At 73.9% G+C, this 19,448-nt stretch carries 15 protein-coding genes; 6 read left to right on the plus strand and 9 right to left on the minus strand.

Features of this window, described 5'->3' with window-relative positions; translation table 11 throughout:
- The first annotated feature begins 17 nt into the window (after positions 1 to 17).
- From ABZ956_RS02730 to ABZ956_RS02745, 4 genes are all read left to right on the plus strand, one after another.
- Complete coding sequence (locus ABZ956_RS02730; RefSeq protein ID WP_361885831.1) at positions 18 to 530, plus strand: TetR/AcrR family transcriptional regulator; 513 nt, start codon at positions 18 to 20, stop codon at positions 528 to 530.
- A gap of 182 nt (positions 531 to 712) precedes the next feature.
- The gene (locus ABZ956_RS02735) at positions 713 to 1,561 is read left to right on the plus strand and encodes a 3-hydroxyacyl-CoA dehydrogenase family protein (protein ID WP_361885834.1); all 849 of its coding nucleotides are present in this window, start codon (positions 713 to 715) and stop codon (positions 1,559 to 1,561) included.
- A 137-nt stretch (positions 1,562 to 1,698) separates the two neighbouring features.
- On the plus strand, positions 1,699 to 2,052 hold the full coding sequence (locus ABZ956_RS02740) for an STAS domain-containing protein (protein ID WP_361885837.1): 354 nt from the start codon (positions 1,699 to 1,701) through the stop codon (positions 2,050 to 2,052).
- A gap of 311 nt (positions 2,053 to 2,363) precedes the next feature.
- Positions 2,364 to 5,075, plus strand: a complete 2,712-nt coding sequence (locus ABZ956_RS02745) for an ATP-binding protein (RefSeq protein ID WP_361885840.1) — start codon at positions 2,364 to 2,366, stop codon at positions 5,073 to 5,075.
- Between the two features lie 70 nt (positions 5,076 to 5,145).
- Here ABZ956_RS02745 and nucS read toward each other — a convergent pair whose 3' ends face one another.
- The gene (nucS, locus tag ABZ956_RS02750; protein WP_360908791.1) at positions 5,146 to 5,817 is read right to left on the minus strand and encodes an endonuclease NucS; all 672 of its coding nucleotides are present in this window, start codon (positions 5,815 to 5,817) and stop codon (positions 5,146 to 5,148) included.
- A 206-nt stretch (positions 5,818 to 6,023) separates the two neighbouring features.
- On the opposite strand from nucS, the gene ABZ956_RS02755 reads away from it, so the two are divergent.
- Positions 6,024 to 6,416, plus strand: a complete 393-nt coding sequence (locus tag ABZ956_RS02755; protein ID WP_361885842.1) for an SCO5389 family protein — start codon at positions 6,024 to 6,026, stop codon at positions 6,414 to 6,416.
- Between the two features lie 86 nt (positions 6,417 to 6,502).
- Here ABZ956_RS02755 and ABZ956_RS02760 read toward each other — a convergent pair whose 3' ends face one another.
- Positions 6,503 to 7,528 carry an LLM class flavin-dependent oxidoreductase gene (locus ABZ956_RS02760; RefSeq protein WP_361885845.1) on the minus strand — a complete coding sequence of 342 codons (1,026 nt, stop codon included), beginning with the start codon at positions 7,526 to 7,528 and terminating at the stop codon, positions 6,503 to 6,505.
- Positions 7,529 to 7,731: 203 nt separating this feature from the next.
- Between ABZ956_RS02760 and ABZ956_RS02765 the strand changes: the two genes are divergently transcribed.
- Positions 7,732 to 8,064 carry an ATP/GTP-binding protein gene (locus tag ABZ956_RS02765; protein ID WP_361885848.1) on the plus strand — a complete coding sequence of 111 codons (333 nt, stop codon included), beginning with the start codon at positions 7,732 to 7,734 and terminating at the stop codon, positions 8,062 to 8,064.
- Positions 8,065 to 8,077: 13 nt separating this feature from the next.
- On the opposite strand, the gene ABZ956_RS02770 is transcribed toward ABZ956_RS02765, so the two are convergent.
- From ABZ956_RS02770 to scy, 7 genes are all read right to left on the minus strand, one after another.
- Positions 8,078 to 9,028: an ABC transporter permease subunit gene (locus tag ABZ956_RS02770; RefSeq protein ID WP_361885850.1), complete on the minus strand. Its 951-nt coding sequence runs from the start codon at positions 9,026 to 9,028 to the stop codon at positions 8,078 to 8,080.
- On the minus strand, positions 9,025 to 10,173 hold the full coding sequence (locus ABZ956_RS02775) for an ATP-binding cassette domain-containing protein (protein ID WP_361885853.1): 1,149 nt from the start codon (positions 10,171 to 10,173) through the stop codon (positions 9,025 to 9,027). Before ABZ956_RS02775 ends, ABZ956_RS02770 begins: the two co-directional genes overlap by 4 nt.
- 90 nt (positions 10,174 to 10,263) lie before the next feature.
- Complete coding sequence (locus ABZ956_RS02780) at positions 10,264 to 11,130, minus strand: hypothetical protein (RefSeq protein ID WP_361885856.1); 867 nt, start codon at positions 11,128 to 11,130, stop codon at positions 10,264 to 10,266.
- 72 nt (positions 11,131 to 11,202) lie between these two features.
- Positions 11,203 to 11,973, minus strand: a complete 771-nt coding sequence (locus ABZ956_RS02785) for an ABC transporter permease (protein ID WP_361885859.1) — start codon at positions 11,971 to 11,973, stop codon at positions 11,203 to 11,205.
- 2 nt (positions 11,974 to 11,975) lie between these two features.
- The gene (locus ABZ956_RS02790) at positions 11,976 to 12,971 is read right to left on the minus strand and encodes an ATP-binding cassette domain-containing protein (protein WP_361885862.1); all 996 of its coding nucleotides are present in this window, start codon (positions 12,969 to 12,971) and stop codon (positions 11,976 to 11,978) included.
- Positions 12,972 to 13,137: 166 nt separating this feature from the next.
- Positions 13,138 to 14,076: a cellulose-binding protein gene (locus ABZ956_RS02795; RefSeq protein WP_086568306.1), complete on the minus strand. Its 939-nt coding sequence runs from the start codon at positions 14,074 to 14,076 to the stop codon at positions 13,138 to 13,140.
- 123 nt (positions 14,077 to 14,199) lie between these two features.
- Positions 14,200 to 19,305 carry a polarized growth protein Scy gene (scy, locus tag ABZ956_RS02800; protein ID WP_361885865.1) on the minus strand — a complete coding sequence of 1,702 codons (5,106 nt, stop codon included), beginning with the start codon at positions 19,303 to 19,305 and terminating at the stop codon, positions 14,200 to 14,202.
- Positions 19,306 to 19,448: the final 143 nt, after the last annotated feature.

The raw sequence follows: 19,448 nt of genomic DNA on the forward strand, positions 1-19,448 counted from the left end.
AGTGGGAGCCCCGGCGCGTGTGGCCGGGGAGACTTCACAACTACTTCGGCGCCAAGGAAGACCTCTTCCTCGACCGCGAGGACGACGCGGTCCAGTGGCTGGCCACGGTCGTCCGTGGCCGCCCCGCCGGGGAGTCGGCGGCCGAGGCCGTCCTGCGCTCCCTGCGCGCCGAAGTGGTGGCGGTCTCCCCCCGCCTCGGGCTCATCGACGGCTACGACCGCTTCATGCGCGTCATCGGCCAGTCGCAGGCGCTGCGCTCGCGGCTGCTCGACATGCGCCACAGGGCCGTCGAGGCGGTGACCGCCGTGCTCACCGAGGAGGCCGGCGCGGGGGCGGACGACCGGCTGGCCGCCCTGGTGGCCAGTCAGCTGGGCTGGATCCAGGGCCACGTCGTGGAGTTCATCCAGCGTGAGCTGATGGCGGGTCGCACGGCGGCCCAGGCGTCGCGGGCGGCGCTCGGTCTGCTGGACGAGATCGAGGCCCTGCTCGGCGACCGGCTCCTGGCCTACGCCCGCCGGCCCGCCGTGTGATCGATGAGGCCCAAGTGGCCCATCTGTGCCGTGAGGTCACGGCTCCGGGCGTCTCAGTGTGATGTCCGTCATTCGGGACGTGACGCGCATCTCTTCCTGCCCAACCGCGCGTCGGTGGGCGCTAATCTCCGGGCGGAGAACGTAAATGAACAGATACATGCACAGGGAGTAAGGGGACAGCCGTGGCCAAGAAGCTCGCCGTCATCGGTGCCGGACTGATGGGATCGGGGATCGCGCAGGTCTCCGCCCAGGCCGGGTGGGACGTCGTGCTGCGGGATGTCACCGACGCGGCGCTCACGCGCGGGACGGACGGCATCAAGGCCTCGTACGAGAAGTTCGTCTCCAAGGGGAAGCTGGAGGCCGCGGCCGCCGAGCAGGCGCTGGGCCGGATCACCACGACCACCGACCTCGACGCGGCCGCCGACGCGGACATCGTCGTCGAGGCCGTCTTCGAGGACATCGACACCAAGCGGGACATCTTCCGCACCCTGGACGGCCTGGTGAAGGACAGCACGGTGCTGGCCTCCAACACCTCCGCCATCCCGATCACCAAGATCGCCGCCGCCACGTCGCGCCCCGAGCGCGTCGTCGGCACGCACTTCTTCTCGCCGGTGCCGATGATGCAGCTGTGCGAGCTGGTGCGCGGCTACAAGACCAGTGACGAAACCCTCGCCAAGGCCCGTGAGTTCGCCGAGGGCGTCGGCAAGACCTGCATCGTCGTCAACCGGGACGTCGCCGGCTTCGTCACCACCCGCCTGATCTCGGCGCTCGTCGTCGAGGCCGCCAAGCTGTACGAGTCGGGCGTGGCCAGCGCCGAGGACATCGACATCGCCTGCAAGCTGGGCTTCGGCCACGCCATGGGGCCGCTGGCGACCGCGGACCTGACGGGCATCGACATCCTGATGCACGCCACCGGCAACATCTACACCGAGTGCCAGGACGAGAAGTTCGCCCCGCCGGAGATCATGCGCCGCATGGTCGACGCGGGTGACCTCGGCCGCAAGAGCGGTCAGGGCTTCTACCAGCACTGAGGCTGAACCGTCCACTGGGCTTCACCCTGTGGGGTGAATTCGGTATCGGTTCGCTTACAGGCGGCAACTTTGTCGTGTGAGAGGCAGTCAGTCCTTTAGAGCCACAACCACATCAGGCACCACTCCCGGGAGCGCATATGCACATCAGGGGCGACCACGCCGAACTGGTCGTCGGGGGGCGCCTCGACGTCCGCAACGCGGCGGACGCCCGTACGGTCCTGCACTCCGCCCTCGACGCCGGACGGGGCGACCTCGTCCTGGACCTGACCGAGCTGGACTCCTGGGACGCCACGGGACTGGGCGTCATCATGGGCGCCCACCGCCGCGCCGGGCGCACCGGGCGGCGGCTGGTCCTGCGCGGAGTGCCGGACCGGATGCAGCGCCTGTTGGTGGCCACCCGGCTGCACCGCATCCTCGCCATCGAGGGGGGCGAGGGCGTCGAGGGCCCCTGCCTCGACGCCGCCCCCCAGCGGCCCCGGCCCAGGGTCTGAATCCCCCGCCGGGCACCCCGGGCGGCGCTGTGGCCGACTCGCCCGGGACGAGGGGCGCCGGGCGGGGCCGGTGAGCCCCCTGCGGTGTGAGTACCCCGATCCTCATGAGACTGTGACGTCCCGCTGCGACGCGGCACCCTCCCGGTCGTAGATACTGTGCCAAGGTCTGTTCGGTTTCCCGCCGCCACGACAGCCCACGGCGGGCACCGGACCGGAACCGACGGCTTGGGCGACGCCCGGCCGGAGGTCGAAGGAGTGCGGACAGGCCGGAGGGCACGACGGCACGCCACGCATCTTGGGGGCTCTGAACCATGGACCCGACGAACAGGGGATCCGAGGAATTCCACGACGACGAGCGCACTCCCGCCGAGGACAGCGGCACGCGGCGCCCGCCCCGCGACGCCGCCCCGGCGCCGGAGGGCCCCGGCGGTGGCCAGGGCCCCGTCCGCGTCGTCCAGCTCGTCTCGGGTGACTACCTGCTCACCGTCAACCCCCTCGACGGCAGCGAAATAGAGCCCTGCCCGCCCGGCGCCCTCCCCGGCCGCCCCGAGCGCCACGGCGCCGAGCAGCGCGCCGAACTGCGCCGCGCCGCCGCGCCGCCCGTGCCCGCCCGGCAGGCCGGCCCCCAGCTGCCCCTGCTGCACCGTGAGGAGGAGCGCGAGAGACTGGGCCGCCTCCTCTCGCGCGGCCGCTCCGTGCGGCTGACCGGCCCCTCCGGCTCCGGGCGCAGCATGCTGCTGGACGCCGTCGCCGAGGACTGCGCGGACCTCGCGCCCGACGGCGTCGTACGCCTCAGCGGCTACCACCGCACCCCCACCGACCTGCTGCACGAGCTGTTCGCGGCCGTCCACCACGCGCCGCTGCACCGCCTGGACCGCACCGAACTGCTGGCCGCCGTCCACGAGATCGGCGCGGTCGTCGTCGTGGACGACCTCGAGTTCGGCGGGGCCACCCTCGACGAGCTCCTCGACGCCACCCCCGAGTGCGCCTTCCTGCTCGCCGCCACCCCCGACGTCGCCGCCCCCTCCGCCGACTCGCACCTGGAAGAGGTCTTCCTCGGCGGGCTGGACCGCACCGGCTGCCTGGAGCTGCTGGAGCGGGCCGTGGACCGGCCGCTCACGGACGAGGAGGCGGACTGGGCGGCGGACCTGTGGTTCGAGTCCGAGGGGCTGCCGCTGCGCTTCGTCCAGGCCGGTGCGCTGCTGCGCCAGCGCGACGCCCAGGCCCTGGGCCCGGCGGCCGTCGACGAGCACGGCGTCTTCGCCGAGCGGCCTTACGCCGATACCGCCGATGCCGCCTCCGGCGAGGCGCGGGACGGCGCCCACGACATCCCGCTGCCGAGCCTCGCGCAGGCCGCGGCGCCCGCCGTCCTGCTCTCCTCCCGGCTCTCCAAGGCCGCCCGCGAGACCCTGCGGTTCGCGGTCGCCCTCGGCGGCGAGGTCCCCCACCAGGCGCACCTGCCCGCGCTGGCCGGGGACACCCACGCCGACGCCGCCGTCGGCGAGCTCCTGGCCTGCGGCCTGATCACCGCCGTCGGCGCGCACTACCGGCTGGCCGCCGGCATCGCCGACCAGCTGCTGGCCGCGGACTACGGCAGCGACGCCGCCGCCAAGGCGCACGCCGCCGCCCAGCACTACGCCTGGTGGGCCGGGCACCCGTCGGTGACCCCCGAGCGGATCGCCGTCGAGGCCGACGCCATCCTCGCCGCGATGAGCGCCCTGATCGGCGACACCGAGGCCGGGCACCGCGCCGCCGCCGTACAGCTGGCCCGTACCGCCGCACCGGCGTTCGCGGCCTCGCTGCACTGGGGCGCGTGGGAGCGCAGCCTGCGCTGCGGTCAGGAAGCCGCCCGGCTGGCGGGTGAAGTCGGCGAAGAAGCGTATTTCCACCACGAGTTGGGCGTGCTGGCCCTGTGCAGCGGCAACCTCGACCGGGCCCGCGCCGAGCTGGAGGCGTCCATCGGGCTGCGCGGTGTGCTCGCCGACAAGCGTGGCGCCGTCGCCGGGCGGCGGGCGCTGGCGCTGGTCGCCGACCGCTCCGGCCTGGCCATGGGCGCCCGCCCGGTGCCCGGTGGCTCCCCGCAGCGCACCGGCTCCGCACCGGTCCCGCCCCTGCCGCCCCTCCCGTCGATTCCGCCCCTCCCGTCGGCCCCGTCGAACCCCTCGCATCCGTCGATGGCGTCGATGCCGTCCCCGCCGGGCGGCACGAACGGGCGGCTGCGCGGCGCCGGCGACGGTCGCACGTCGGCCGGCGAGGAGGTCCCGGACGCCCGCAGCGAGGAGTCGGCCGCGCCGCCCGCGAAGGTGCCCCCGGTCTTCGCGGCCCGGCTCCCGGACGACGCCACGACCGCCGTCGTCCCCAAGATCCTGGCCCCCGGAGCATCGGCCCACCCGCCCGCCGCACCGCCCCGGCCCGCCGGGGGACCGCGCCAGTCGTGGGCGCAGAAGCTGATGTCCGGCGGCAACCGCCGCAACCTCCTCGCCGCGTGCGCGGGCGCCGTCCTCGCGGCCGTGCTCGGCACCGTCGTCACCCTCGGCGCCACCACCGGCGGCAAGGGCGGCCCGCAGACGGACACGGTCCAGCCGGGCCGGTCGGCGACCCAGCGGGACGGCGACGGCGGGCTGAGCGCCGACGAGCCGGCGGCGGGGGAGCCGGGAGCGCCGCAGGTGCAGGACAGGCCGCGCCGGCCCGGGCAGACGCCCGGCCCGGGCGGTTCACCGGGCGCGCCCGCCCCGTCCGGCAGCGCCTCGCCGTCCGCGTCGCAGCCCGGCGGCGATCCGGTGCCCCCGTCGCCGAGTAGCCCGGGCCGGCCCTCGTCGAGCCCCACGCGGCCCTCGCCCGGCGGCGGGGAGACCCCGACGGCCAAGCCGACGCCGACCCGGACGGACGGCGGCGCCACCCCGACGAAGCCCGCGGAGACCCCGCCGACGCCGTCCCAGCCGACCCCGGGCGGCAGCTCCAACTCGGCGAGCGGACCGGCGCCGGCCAACCCGTCGCCGGGTACCGGCACGCCGGTCGTCTAGGCCCGAGTACGCACAACGCCGGGCGGGCCGGAGACATCCGGCCCACCCGGCGTTCGCGCAGCCGGATCCGTCAGAACAGCCGCAGCTTGTCGTCCTCGATGCCGCGCATCGCGTCGTAGTCCAGGACGACGCAGCCGATGCCGCGGTCCGTGGCCAGCACCCGCGCCTGGGGCTTGATCTCCTGGGCGGCGAAGATGCCGCGTACGGGCGCGAGGTGCGGGTCGCGGTTGAGGAGCTCCAGGTAGCGGGTGAGCTGCTCCACACCGTCGATCTCGCCGCGGCGCTTGAGCTCCACGGCCACCGTCGCACCGTCCGCGTCACGGCAGAGGATGTCCACGGGGCCGATGGCCGTGGGGTACTCCCGGCGGATGAGGGTGTAGCCCTCGCCGAGGGTCTCGATGCGGTCCGCGAGGAGCTCCTGCAGGTGCGCCTCGACGCCGTCCTTGATCAGGCCGGGGTCGACGCCGAGCTCGTGCGAGGAGTCGTGCAGCACCTCTTCCATGGTGATGATGAGCTTCTCGCCCGCCTTGTTGATCACCGTCCAGACGCCGACGCCCCCTTCGACGTCCTCCTTGAGGGTGCACGGCGGAGACATCCAGTTGAGGGGCTTGTAGGCACGGTCGTCCGCGTGGATGCTGACGCTCCCGTCCGCCTTGACCAGAATCAGTCGGGGGGCGGAGGGCAGATGGGCGGTGAGCCGGCCCGCGTAGTCCACGGAGCAACGGGCGATGACGAGACGCATGGTGTGTCACGCTACTCGACTTCCGCCACTCCACGCGATTCGCCCTGGACCGTCCCTCGGGCTTTGGCCAGTTGTCGGTGTTCTCCTGGTGGGGCAGCAGTGGCCGGATTACCGTTGAAGCGGGCGGTCGTCGTACGGGCACAGGGCGTCGTCGTCCGCTCGCCCATCCCTGAGACCCCGCCCGCGGGGTCGCGAGAGGAGAACCCATGTCGCTCGACGTCTCACCGGCCCTCCTTGAACAGGCCGAGCGAGGCGAGGTCGACGAAGCCGACTTCGTCGACTGCGTCCGGAACTCCCTGCCCTACGCGTGGGAGATGATCAGCTCTCTGGTGGACCGGCTCGAGGTCGAAGGCGGAGAGTTCGCCGACAACCGGACGCCGCCCCCGGACGAGCAGGCGCGCGGTCAGCTGCTGCGCGCCCTGGCGAGTGACGCGATCCGTGGTGCGCTGCAGCGACACTTCGGGGTCCGACTGGCGTTCCAGAACTGCCACCGGGTGGCGGTCTTCCCCGTCGACCGCTCGGTGGACGAGCGCCTGGCCCGATTCACCTCGGTCCGTGGCCAGCTGCTCAACCAGTCGCCGGAGCTCCGCGACTGCTGACGCGTTCGTGCTGCCGCTCCGAGTCCGGGAGGTGGGGAAGTGAGCGGGGGGCGGCAGCTCCGCCGGGCGACCGGCAACGGGCGGGGTCAGACCAGCAGCGGCAGCACGTCGGCGCCGAGCCGGCGCAGGTTCTCCTCGGTGGCCGCGAGGTCGCCGGAGCCCTCGGCCAGGAGGGCGAAACGGCTGATGCCCGTACGCTCGGAGGTGGCCGCGAGCCGGTCCGCGCACAGCCGCGGCGAGCCGACGGGATGCAGCTCGCACAGCAGCTCCGTGTACGCGAGGGGATCACGCATCGGGCGCGCTCTGCCGTCGACCGTCACATGCGCCGACAGGCCGTAGTGGAACCACCCCGGCATCGCCTTCAGCAGCGTCTCCGCCGCCTCCTCGCGGCGGTCCGCGACCTGCACGACGCCCGCCGCCACATGACCGGCCGCGGCCACCGATTCCGGCGAACTTCCCGCCTCCAGGGCGCACTTGCGCCAGTAGGCGACCATCTCGGCCTTCTCCTCGTCGGTGCTGTGCATGCCGAGCAGCATCGGCAGCCCGTGCGCCGCGGCCAGCCGGACGCTCGCGGGCGAGGTGCAGGCGACGATCACCCCGGGACCGGTGGAGCCCAGCGGGTCGTCCGGGCGCGGTACGACGGGCACCTCGCGGAAGGCGAACCGCTCGCCGTCGCTGCCGACCCGGGGTTCACGCAGCCACCGCATCAGCAATTCGAGCGATTCGGGGAACCCCTCTTCGTACGCCCCCAGGCCTGAGTTGAACACCTCCAGGTCGACCCACGGGCCGCCCCGACCCACCCCGAGGGTGAACCGGCCGCCCGACGTCAGGTGCAGCAGCGCCGCCTGCTCGCCCAGCGCCACGGGGTGCGTGGTGGGCAGCACGCTCACGGCGGTGCCGACCTCGATGGCGCGGGTACGGCCGAGCAGCAGGGCGGCGAGAGTGACGGCGGACGGGCAGACCCCGTACGGGACGAAGTGGTGTTCCGCCAGCCAGACGGCCGCCAGCCCCGCCTCCTCGGCGACCTCGGCCGACCGCACGGCCCGGTACAGCGCCTCCTCGTGGCCCTGGCCCGGGAACTGGGCGGCCAGGACAAATGCTCCAACGCGCATCGCTCTTGTTCCTCCTAGCGACCGACGCGGCACCCCCCTGGAGGCAATAACGGCTGACACGTGCCAAAGGTACGGCCGAGCGTGAAGTTTTCATGATGATCGGAGCGCGGGCGCCATAGGGCCGCGAGGATGCCGAACCGGGGCGGTGACCGTCCCGCGTAGGCTGTTCGCGACCCGTAGCCCCAGACCTTCCGAGGTGCCCCGTGTCCCCGCGCCGAAACCGCCCGCGAGGCGGCGCCGACAAACACACCCCCTTCCCGCGCGACGAGAGCGGCGAGCGGTACGGCCTGGAGCGCACGGAGAGCTGGCAGGGCGAGGAGTGGGCGGTCCGCATGATCGGCGGCGGCGCGGCGGCCAAGCACTACCGCTGCCCCGGCTGCGACCAGGAGATCCCGCCGGGGGTGCCGCACGTGGTCGCCTGGCCGCAGTACGGCGCGGGGGTCGACGACCGGCGCCACTGGCACAAGTCCTGCTGGAACGCGAAGGACCGCCGGAGCGCGCGGCTCCAGCGGTCCCGTAACGCGCCGAGATACTGAGACGGCCCGGCGGCTAGGCGTCGCGCCGCAGCAGCGAGGCGTACGCGCCGGCCAGGGCGGCCGCGGCCACACCCAGCATGATCCACAGCGGGTCCCAGCCCGTGGGGCCCTCGGTGACCGCGTCGGCCGCGGAGGTGTAGAACGCCGACATCTGGTTGGGGATCGAGTACTGGAACAGGGCCTTGCGCAGGCCCTCGAGGGTCTCGCCCATCATGAACATCGCGATGACCAGCGGCAGCAGCACCACGCCCAGCATGACCGTGATCGCCCCGGCGGAGTGACGCAGCAGCGTGCCGACGGCCAGCGCCAGCAGGCCCAGCGTCGCCACGTACAGGCTCACGCCGACCGTCGCCCGCAGCCACTCGGCCCCGCTCGGCTCGACGGCGGACCGGTCGCCCAGCATCGCGACGTCCACCATCGCCACCATCACGGTCGACACCAGCGTGATCACGAACGTCAGCAGGAAGAAGACGACCGCCTTGGCCGTCAGCACGCGGCCGCGGTTGGGGCAGGCGGTCAGCGTCGTGCGGATCAGGCCCGTGCCGTACTCGGACGAGATCGTCAGCACCCCCAGCGTGATCACGCAGACGATGCCCAGCAGGATGCCGAAGAACCCCAGCGACAGCGGGGAGGTGTGCTCCAGCGAGCTGTTCGTGCTGCTGTACGCCACCGCGATCAGCAGGCCGATGCCGACGACGAGCAGGATCATCACGCCGAGTGTCCACATCGTCGAGCGGACGGAGCGGATCTTGGTCCACTCGGAGAGCAGGGCGTCGGCGAGGGTGGCCCTGCGGATCGGGATCGGCGAGACGTACCCGACGGGGCCGCCGGCAGGCGCCTGGCCGGGCCAGTAGCCCGCCTGCGGGGCGTGCTGCGGGGCGTACGCGGGTGCGCCCTGGGGCGCCTGCTGCGGGTGCTGCGGGGCGTTCTGCGGGGGCGCGGGGGGCTGCTGCGGGGTGGTCATCGGGCGTCCTCGCTGTCGCGCTTGGTCAGGTCGGCGGGGGCGGTCACGGGAACGGGGGGCGCGGCGGCGGGCCGCTGCTGCGGGGGCTGGGCGGCCTGGGCGTAGGGGTTCGGCTGCTCGCCCGGCAGGACCGGGTACGCCTGCTCGGGCCAGCCCTGCGGGAGCGCGGCGGGCTGCTGCCACGGCTGGGCGGGCTGGACGGGCGGCTGGAGGCCGGCGCGCTGGTCCACCGTGGAGCGGTAGTCGACCGCGCCCTGCGTCATCCGCATGTACGCCTCCTCCAGGGAGGCCTGGTGCGGGGAGAGCTCCCACAGCCGGACGTCCGCGCCGTGCGCGAGGTCGCTGATCCGCGGCAGCGCCAGACCGGTCACCCGCAGGGCGCCGTCCTGCTCGGGCAGCACCTGCGCACCGGCCTCGACCAGCGCGGCCGTGAGCTTCTCGCGGCCCTCCGGCTCGCCGTCGGGCGTGCGGACGCGCGCGAAGTCCGCTGAGTTCGCGGAGATGAAGTCCTTGACGCTCATGTCGGCCATGAGCTGCCCGCGCCCGATGACGATCAGGTGGTCGGCGGTCAGCGCCATCTCGCTCATCAGGTGCGAGGAGACGAAGACGGTGCGGCCCTCCGCCGCCAGCCGCTTCATGAGATTGCGGACCCAGAGGATGCCCTCGGGGTCGAGTCCGTTGACCGGCTCGTCGAAGAGCAGCACCTGCGGGTCGCCCAGCAGCGCGGCGGCGATGCCCAGGCGCTGGCCCATGCCGAGCGAGAAGCCCTTGGAGCGCCTCCTGGCGACGTCCTGCAGGCCGACGACGCCGAGGACCTCGTCCACGCGGCGGGCCGGGATGCCGGAGAGCTGGGCGAGCGACAGCAGGTGCTGGCGGGCGCTGCGCCCGCCGTGCACGGCCTTGGCGTCGAGCAGGGCGCCGACCTGGCGCGGGGCGTTGGGGAGCTTGTGGAAGGGGTGGCCGCCGATCGTGACCCGGCCGGAGGTGGGCATGTCCAGGCCGAGGATCATGCGCATGGTGGTCGACTTGCCGGAGCCGTTGGGCCCCAGGAAGCCGGTGACGGCGCCCGGCCGCACCTGGAACGTCAGGTTGTGCACGGCTGTCTTGGCGCCGTAGCGCTTCGTCAGACCGACTGCCTCGATCATTCTCCGCCCCTTGCGAGCTTGGTCAGGGCGATAGCCCCCGTAAGGGTTAGGAGGATAGACGAGGGATTGACGGTTCCCGATATGCGTGAGTTATGGCGGCGGTAAGGAGGAGGCCCCCTCCAGATCGTCGTAGGAGCGGGCCGGGGCACCCTCGCCGTCCCCGTCCGCCGCGAATCCCTCCGCCCGGCGCACCCAGCCCTCGGCGGCGAACACCCGGGCCCCCGCGGCCCGGACCTCCGGGTCGGCCGCCGCCCGTGCCACCCAGCCCGCCGGGTCGGGACCGAGCAGGGCCCGCAGCCGCGCCGAGCCCAGCAGCAGGGCGGCGAGCAGCGCGCTCTGGTCCCCGCCGCCGGGACGGGCCAGCCCGGTGCCGGGGTCGGTGAGCACCCCCCACCTGCTGACGTACAGATACGCGCCCGCCAGCCGCAGCCCCGACGGCAGGGTCATCGCGAACGCGTCGCCGGGCAGCAGGACCCGCCGGTAGTTGAGCTCCGTGGCGTCGACGACCGCGAGCTGCTCCGCGTCCAGCCAGCCGGCCACGAGCACGCGCTCGGCGGCCGGGTCCGCGTACGGCGCCGCCGCCACGTAGCCGAAGCGGCCGATGTGACCGGAGCAGCCGACCGCGATGCCGCGCGTACGGACCGGCACCATGGGGACGGTGGCCGCCAGGCGCTTGCGGGTGAGCTTGTGGGCGAGCTGGGCGGGGGAGGCGTTGGACCCCACGGCGAGGACCGGGTGGCGGCGGCCGGTGGTCACGCCGCCGAGGGAGACCAGGGCCTGGTCGAGGGTGCCGGCGCCGATGCGCCATGTGCCGAGCCGGCCCGGGCGCGGGGTCAGCGCCAGCAGCTCCTCGCCGGCCAGCAGGGCGGGCTCGGTGACCGGCCGCCCGGGATAGCTCAGCGGATGACGCGCGGGGGCGACGTCGAGACCGAGAGCCCGCAGAGTCCGCCGCGTCATGCCCTCTTCCCTCCCCGGCCCGGGCCCACCCCGAAACCGCGGCCCCGGCTCACGAGACGCGTCCCCCAGGACCTACGCGTCCCGCTTCTTCAGCAGGACGTACCCTCCGATCAGCGCCGCCACCACCCACAACACCATGATCATGAAGCCGCCCCACGGCCCGTACGGCGCGTCGTCCCCGACCGTGACGACCTGCATCACCTTCTGTCCCGCCTGGTCCGGCAGGTACTGCCCCACCTTCTTCGTGGCCGGCACATTGCCGAGGATGGCGGAAATGAGAAAGAAGAACGGCATCAGAATGCCGAGCGAGAGCATGGGGCTGCGCAACATCGTCGCGACGCCCATCGAGAACACCGCGATCAACGTCATGTAGAGACCGCCGCCGACCACCGCGCGCAGCACACCCGGATCGCCGAGCTGCGCCTTGTGGCCGCCGAGCATCGCCTGACCGACGAAGAACGTCACAAAGCTGGTGACCATGGCGACGACGAATGCGAGCAGCGTCGCGATGGCGATCTTGCTGAAGAGAAAAGTGCCCCGCTGGGGAACGGCCGCCAGCGAAGTGCGGATCATTCCGGTGCTGTATTCGTTGGAAACCACCAGCACACCGAAGACGATCAATGCCAGCTGGCCCAGTCCCATCCCCGCGAAGCTGATGAACGTGGGATCGAATTGGATCTTGTCTTCGGGTGACAGTTTGTCGAAGTCCTTCTTGCTCAAAGCGCTGATCAGCGCGCCGAGCGCCACGGTGACGACCACGGCGATCCCGAGCGTCCACACCGTGGAACGCACCGATTTGATCTTCGTCCATTCCGACGCGAGAACCTGATTCACCACCGTCATCGTCAGGCTCCCTTCCGCTTCCGCTCCCAGTCGGCCCCCCAGGCCGCCGCCGGGGCGCCCTCCTGAGGTGGCGCCCCCGCCGGCGGCCGGTGGTTCTCGTGCGCGTGGTACTCCACCGACCCGGCGGTGAGCCGCATGAACGCCTCCTCCAGCGAGGCCCGCTGCGGGCTCAGCTCGTGCAGCACGATCTGGTGCCGGGCCGCCAGCTCGCCCAGGTGGGGGGCGTCCTCGCCCTCGACCTCCAGGCAGCCGTCGGCGCCGGGCGTGAAGTCGATGCCCGCACCGTGCAGCACGTCCCGCAACCGCTCCTGGTTCGGCGTGCGGACCCGGACGTACGAGCGGGAGTTCTCCCTGATGAAGTCCGCCATGCTGGTGTCCGCGAGCAGCCGCCCCTGTCCGATGACCACGAGATGGTCGGCCGTCAGCGCCATCTCGCTCATCAGGTGCGAGGAGACGAAGACCGTACGGCCCTGGGTGGCCAGGTTCTTCATCAGGTTGCGGATCCAGTGGATGCCCTCGGGGTCGAGTCCGTTGACCGGCTCGTCGAACATCAGGATCCGCGGATCACCCAGCAGCGCGGCGGCGATGCCCAGGCGCTGGCCCATGCCGAGGGAGAAGCCCTTGAAGCGCTTTCCGGCCACCGACGTCAGGCCCACGGTGTCCAGGACTTCGGCAACACGCGTACGGGGGATGCCGTTGCTCTGCGCCAGGCACAGCAGATGGTTGTAGGCGCTGCGACCGCCGTGCACCGCCTTGGCGTCCAGCAGGGCACCGACGACCTTGAGGGGGTCGCGCAGTTCGCGGAAGTGCCGGCCGTCGATGCGGACCGTGCCGCTGGTCGGATTGTCCAGATCGAGCATCATCCGCATGGTCGTGGACTTGCCCGCGCCATTGGGACCGAGGAAGCCGGTGACGATGCCGGGCCGCACCGTGAACGTCAGGTGGTCCACCGCGCGCACGTCGCCGTAGTACTTGGTCAGACCCGCCAGCTCGATCATTCAGCCACGGTAAGGGCGCCCCGCGCCGCCCGCCACCGGTGGCGGGAACTCCGGCGGAAGCGGCGGGAAGCACTCAGCGCGCCCGGCCGCCACCGGGGCGGCGGCAGGGCGCGCTGAACACAGGATCCCCCGAACGAGCGACGTACGTTCCGTGCCCCGTGCCGCGTCAGCGGCTCTGCTGGGCCGGGACGCCGCGCGAGATCGGCTCGTCATCACCCGGAACCCCGGCCGCGGCCACGGCCGCGCCGGTCAGCGTGGCCAGCATCTCGCGGACGTTGGTCAGCTGGGCGTTGATGCTGTCGCGGCGGTTGGTGAGCGCCGCCAGCTCGCGCTCGGATTCGCTGCGGATACGGTCGGCCTTGGCGTTGGCGTCGGCGACGATGTCCTCGGCCTGACGCTGCGCGGTCTCCACCGTCTGACGGGCCCGGCGCTCCGCGTCCGTGCGCAGCTTCTCCGCCTCCAGGCGGAGCTGCTCGGCGCGGTGCTCGATCTCCGCCAGCCGCTTCTCGGCCTTGGCCTGACGCGAGGCCAGGTCGCGCTCGGACTGCTCGCGGCGCTTGGCCAGGTTGGTCTCGAAGTCCGCGGCGGCCTGGGCGGCCTTGGCACGGGTCTCCTCGAAGAGGGCGTCCGCCTCCTCGCGCTTGGACTGCGCGTCCTTCTGCGCCTCGCTGCGCAGCTGGGCCGCGTCACCCTTCGCCTTCTCGACGATCCGCGCGCCCTCGTCCTCCGCCTTCGCCTTGCGGTCGGCGGCGAACGACTCGGCGTCGTTGCGCACCTGCTGCGCCGCCGACTCGGCCAGCTCACGGTGCTGCTCGGCGGCGCGCCGGGCCTCTTCCCGCAGGTCCTTGGCCTCTTCCTCGGCCAGCCGGAGAATCTTCTCGACCCGCGCGCCGAGCCCCGCGTACGACGGCTCCGCGTCATTGATCTGTGCCTGAGCGTTCTGCGTCTCGAGGTGGAGCTCCTCGATGCGCTTTTCCAGCGAGGTGATCCGCGCCAGGGCGCTGTCACGGTCCGCTACGAGCTTGGTAATGCGGTCGTCCACCTGGCCGCGGTCGTATCCACGCCGCACCAACTCGAAGCCGAAGGGGGAGGAAGTGTCGCTCATGGGGTTCCTGTCATAAGAGACCGGTGAGGTGATAGAGGGAATCCTAGGGGCGTGAGCGGCGTCTCATCGAGCAGATGGAAGTAGACAGTTGAGGATTCCGGAAACCGACCCCTCGATTGAGTGTTACTTCTGTGACTGCTTGCCACCCGATCGAGTTGCGCCGGCCCCGGCCGCCGCCTTCACCCCGCCCTCCTTGGAGCCGCCTGCCCCAGGGGACTCAAATGATTCCAACGCTTCCAACACGTCCTGGACACGGGAAATCTCGGCCTGAATGTCCTCACGACGACGGACCAGGACCTCCAACTCCCGCTTTCCCTCCTCGAGAAGGCGCGTGGCCTCCTGCTGAGCCTCGGTGCGCAGGCGCTCCGCCTCGCGTACGGCGGCGGTCTTCTTCTGCTCCGCCTCCTTGATCAGCGCGTCCGCCTTCTTCACGGCGGTGATCCGCACCTTGCTCGCCTCGCTCTGGGCGTCCGAGACCAGCTTCTCCGCCTTCTCCTCGGCGTTCGCCAGCTGTTCGGTGGCCGCCGCGACCAGCTTGTCGCAGCGCTCGCCCGCGGACTGCATCGCCTCGGCCGCCTCCCGGCGCGCCCGCTCGTGCAGCTCCTCGACCTCGCCCTCGAGCCGCGACCGCAGCTCCTCGGCCCGGTCCCTTATGGCCGTGGCGTCCCCACGGGCCTCGGCGAGCATGGTGTTGGCGTCCGTACGCGCCCGCTCCACCAGCGCGTTGCCCTCGCCGGTGGCCTCCTTGACGATCCGTTCGGCCTCCTTGCGGGCCGCCCCGACCATCGTGTCGGCCTGCTCCTCGGCCGCCGCGGCGGCCCGTACGGCCTCCTCCTGGGCCCCCGCGATCAGCGCGTCCGCCTGCTCGGCGGCGTCCGCCAGCCGCTTGGCGCCCGCGTCCCGCGCCTGGTCCACGGTCCGCTCGGCCTCGGCACGGGCCTCGGCCCGCAGCCGCTCCGCCTCCAGGACGGCATCGGCCTTGATCTTCGCGGAGTCGGCACGCGTGCTGTTGGCGTTCTCCTGCGCGGCGGCGAGGGCCTCGGCGGCCTCCGCGGCCATCCGCTCGGCCTCCGCCGTCGCCTCGGCGATCAGCGAGTCCGCCTGCTCGGCCGCCTCCGCGCGGCGGGCACCCGCCGCCTCCCGCGCCTCGTCGGTGGTCCGCGCCGCCTCCTCACGGGCGCTCTCCAGGGCCGCGTCGGCGTCCGCCCGCAGCCGCTCCGCCTCCGCGACGGCCTCGGCCAGCACCCGCTCGGCCTGCCCCTCGGCCTCCGCCCGGCGGGCCTCGGCGGCCTCGGCCGCCTCCGCCAGCGCGCGGGCGGCCTCGGCGGCCATCTTCTCCGCCTCGTCCGTCGCCTTGGCGATCAGCTCGTCGGCCTGCTGCGCGGCCTCGGCACGACGGGCGTTCGCCGCCTCGCGCGCCTTGTCCACGATGCGGTCGGCGTCGTCCTGCGCGGACGAGGTGAGCTCGGCCGCCTCGTCGACGATCCGCTCGGCCTCGGCCCGGCCCTCGGTCCGGATCTTGTTCGCGTCCTCGCGGGCCTCGGCGCGCGTACGCGCCGCGTCCTGCTCGGCCGACGCCAGCGCGTCGGAGGCGTCCGTACGCATCTGCTGCGCCCTGGCGGACGCGTCCGCCACCACCCGCTCGGCCTCGGCCGTCGCCTTGGCGAGGACGGCCTCGGCCTGCTCGTCCGCCTTGGCCTTCTTCTCGGCGGCCGCGGCCCGCAGCCGCTCCGCCTCCGCGGTGGCCTCGCCCAGCGTGCGATCGGCCTGCCCCTCGGCCTCGGCCCGGTGGGCGTCGGCCTCCTCGCGGGCCTCGGTGACGATGCGGGCGGCCTCGGCGGCCATCTTCTCCGCCTCGGCCGTGGCCTCGGCGATCAGTTCGTCGGCCTGCTGCGCGGCCTCGGCACGCCGGGCGTTCGCCGCCTCGCGCGCCTCGTCCACCGTGCGGGCCGCCTCGGCCCGCAGCCGCTCGGCATCCGCGGCGGCCTCGGCCCGGTGGGCGTCGGCCGCCTCGCGGGCCTGCTCCTCGAAGCGGGCCGCCTCCAGCCGGGCGGCCTCGACCATCTCGGCCGCCTCGGCGATCAACCGGTCCGCGTCCGCGGACGCCTCGGCCCGGTGCCCCTCGGCCTCCTCACGGGCCTCGGTGACGATGCGGGCGGCCTCGGCGGCCATCTTCTCCGCCTCGGCCGTGGCCTCGGCGATGAGCTCGTCGGCCTGCTGGGCAGCCTCCGCACGCCGGGTACCGGCGTCCTCGCGGGCCTCGTCCAGCACCCGGGCCGCCTCGGACCGCAGCCGCTCCGCGTCCGCGTCGGCCGCGGCCCGGTGCGCCTCGGCAGCCTCGCGCGCCTCCTCGACCGTCCGGGCGGCCTCGGCACGCAGCCGCTCCGCCTCCTTCGCGGCCTGGGCGATCACCCGGTCCGCGTCGGCGGACGCCTCCGCCCGGTGCGCGTCGGCGCTCTCCCGGGCCTTCGCCACGGTGCCGGCCGCGTCCGCGGCCATCTTCTCCGCCTCGGCCATGGCCTCGACGATCAGCTCGTCGGCCTGCTGCGCGGCCTCGGCACGACGGGCGTTGGCCGCCTCGCGCGCCTCGTCCAGCACCCGGGCCGCCGCACTCTCCACCCGCTCGGCCTCGGCCGTGGCCTCGGCGACCGTGCGCTCCGCCAGCTCCCGCGCCGCGTCGGCGGCCGCCTTGGCCTCCGCACGGAGGCGCGCGGCGTCCTCGTCCGCGCGCTCTCGCTCGGCGTAGGCGTCGGCACGGACCCGGTCCGCCTCGATCTGGGCGTCGGTGACGGTCCGCTCGGCGTTGTGCTCGGCGGCCGACCGCAGGCCGGCGATCTCCTCCTCGGCCTGCTCGTGCAGCCCGGCCACGGAGTCGCGCACCTGCTGCGCGGTCTGCTCGGCGGCGGCCACGAGCTCACCCGCCCGCCGCTCCGCCTCCTCGACCAGGCGCCGGCCCTCCTCCTGCGCCTCGGCGACCCGCTTGCGCGCCGAAGCCAGCAGCTCCTCGCTCTGCTCGCGCGCCGCCTCACGCTCGGCCTGCGCCTCGGTACGGGCGTCCCCGAGCAGCTCCTCCGCCTCGCGGCGGCGCCGGGCGGCCTCCTCCTGCGCCGCGGCCAGCGCCTCGGCGGCCTCGGCGGCCGTGCGCTCGGCGGCGGCGTTCGCCTCGGCCCGGACCCGGTCGGCGCTCTCCTGCGCCTCCGAGCGCAGCCGCTCGGCCTCCTCCTCGGCCTCGCCCAGCAGCCGCGCGGCCGTGGCCTCGCCCTCGGTACGGGCCTCCGTCGCCTCCGCGGCAGCCTCGGCCCGCAGCCGCTCGGCCTCCTCCTCGGCCTGCGCCCGCAGCGTGCGCACCCGCTCCGCGGACTCCGTGCGCAGCCGCTCGGTCTCCTCGGCCGCCTCGCGGCGCAGCCGCTCGGCCTCCGTACGGGCCTCGCGCAGCGCCTTCTCCGCCGACTCCAGGCGCTGCTCCGCCTCGGTGCGCAGCCGGGTCAGCTCCCCGGCGGCCTCCTCGGTGCGCGCCCGTGCGGCGCGTTCGGCCTCCTCGCGCAGCCGGCGGGCCTCCTCGGCGGCCTCCGCGCGGGTGCGCTCGGCGTGGTCCTCGGCCTCCTCGGCCATCTCCTCGGCCTCGGCGCGGGCCCGCGCCAGGGCCTCCTCGGCCTGCTTGCGCAGGGCGGCGGCGCGCTCGGCCGCCTCGGCCCGTACGCGCTCGCTCTCGGCACTCGCGCCGCCGCGGGTCTCCTCGGCGTCGGCCTTCGCCTTGACCAGGAGTTCCTCGGCGGTGCTGGCCGCCTCCTCGATCTGCTGGACCGCCTCGCGGCGGGCCTCGCCACGGATCCGCTCGCCCTCGGCGACGGCCTCGGCCCGCAGCTGCTCGGCCTCGCCCCGCAGCCGCCGCGCCTCCTCCTGGAGCTCGACGGTCCGGGCGCGGTACTCCTCGGTGTCGTCCTTCGCCTCGCCCTTGAGCTGCTCGGCGGTGTCCGCGGCCTGCGCGCGCAGCCGCTCGGCCTCGGCCTCGGCCTCCCGGCGGATCCGCTCGGCCTCGGCCGCGGCGGCCTTGGTCGTGGCCTGGGCGTCCTGCGACGCCTTGGCCAGCACCTCCTCGGCCGTACGGGCGGCCTTGGCGAGGGCGGCGGCGGAGTCCTCGGCGACGGCGCTGCGCGCCTTCTCGGCGGCCTCGGCCAGCAGCCGCTCGGCCTCGGCGGCGGCGTCGGCCCGCAGCTGCTCGGCCTCGGCCCGCAGGGTCTCGGCCTCCTTGGTGGCCTCGCTCACCAGACGGGCGATCTCCGCCCGGGCCGTGCGGGTGCGCTGCTCGTTGTCCGACTCGGCGGCGGACAGCCGCCGGGTGGCGGCCTCCTTCGCCTCGGTGACCAGCTTCTCCGCCTCGGCGCGCGCCTCGCGCAGCGCCGCGTCGGCCTCCTGGACGCGGGCCTCGGCGGTACGCGTCATCTCCGCGGCCGCGGTACGGGCCTGGTCGGACTCGGCGCTGGTGCTGGAGCGCAGCTGCTCGGCGTGGTCGGTGGCCTCCTGCGCCTGCGCGGAGGCGGCGGTCAGCAGCCGCTCGGCGTCCGCGCGCGCCCGGCGCAGGATCGCTTCGGCTTCGGCACGGGCCTCCTCGGCGGCCGCGCCCAGCCGGCTGCCGGCCTGCTCGGTCAGCCGCTGGGCCTCCGCGCGGGCGGCGGCGAGCGCCTGCTCGGCCTCGGCCCGGGACTCCTCCAGCAGCCGGCGGGCCTGGGACTCCGTACGGGCCCGCAGCTGCTCGGCCCAGGCGACGTTCTCGTTGACGTGCGACTCGACCGTGCGGCGGCGCTCGTTGAGCTCCTCGTCCAGGCGCTGGCGCCGGGCCACCGCCTCGGCGTGCAGCTCCGCCTCCATCCGGGCCTGCTGCTCGGCGTGCTCCTGCAGCAGCCGCTGCGTCTGGGCCCGGGCCTCGCGCACCTCGCGCTCGGCGTCGGAGCGCAGTTGCTCGGCCTGGATCTGGGCATTGCGGAGCAGCTGCTCCGCCTGGTACCCGATGTCCGCCGAGTCATAGGCGGGACGGTGGGCGAGGGTGCGACGCGCCTCGTGGAGCTTGGCGCGCAACACCTCGACCTGGTAGCCGAGGTCGTCGGCGTGCTGGACAGCCTTTTCCCGCTCGGTCTTCAGCCGCTTCATCTCGGCCTCGAACTTCGCGAGGTGGTCGGCTTCCTCCAGCTGACTCTCCTGGCGCTCGTAGCCCCGCACAGCGCGGTCCATCCGTCCCCTGGTCGCGTCGGCGGCCGGCCCCGTACTGCGTCGGTGGTGGAACCCGGAGCCCGCCCTTCCGAAGAAATGGTGTCAGATCATCGGTACAGCCCGGTCCGGGGGCCACCCGTACCCGGCCGAACCTGCACTCTACC

Origin of the sequence: Streptomyces sp. NPDC046261 (genome assembly GCF_040646235.1) — a bacterium.
Taxonomy (GTDB): domain Bacteria; phylum Actinomycetota; class Actinomycetes; order Streptomycetales; family Streptomycetaceae; genus Streptomyces.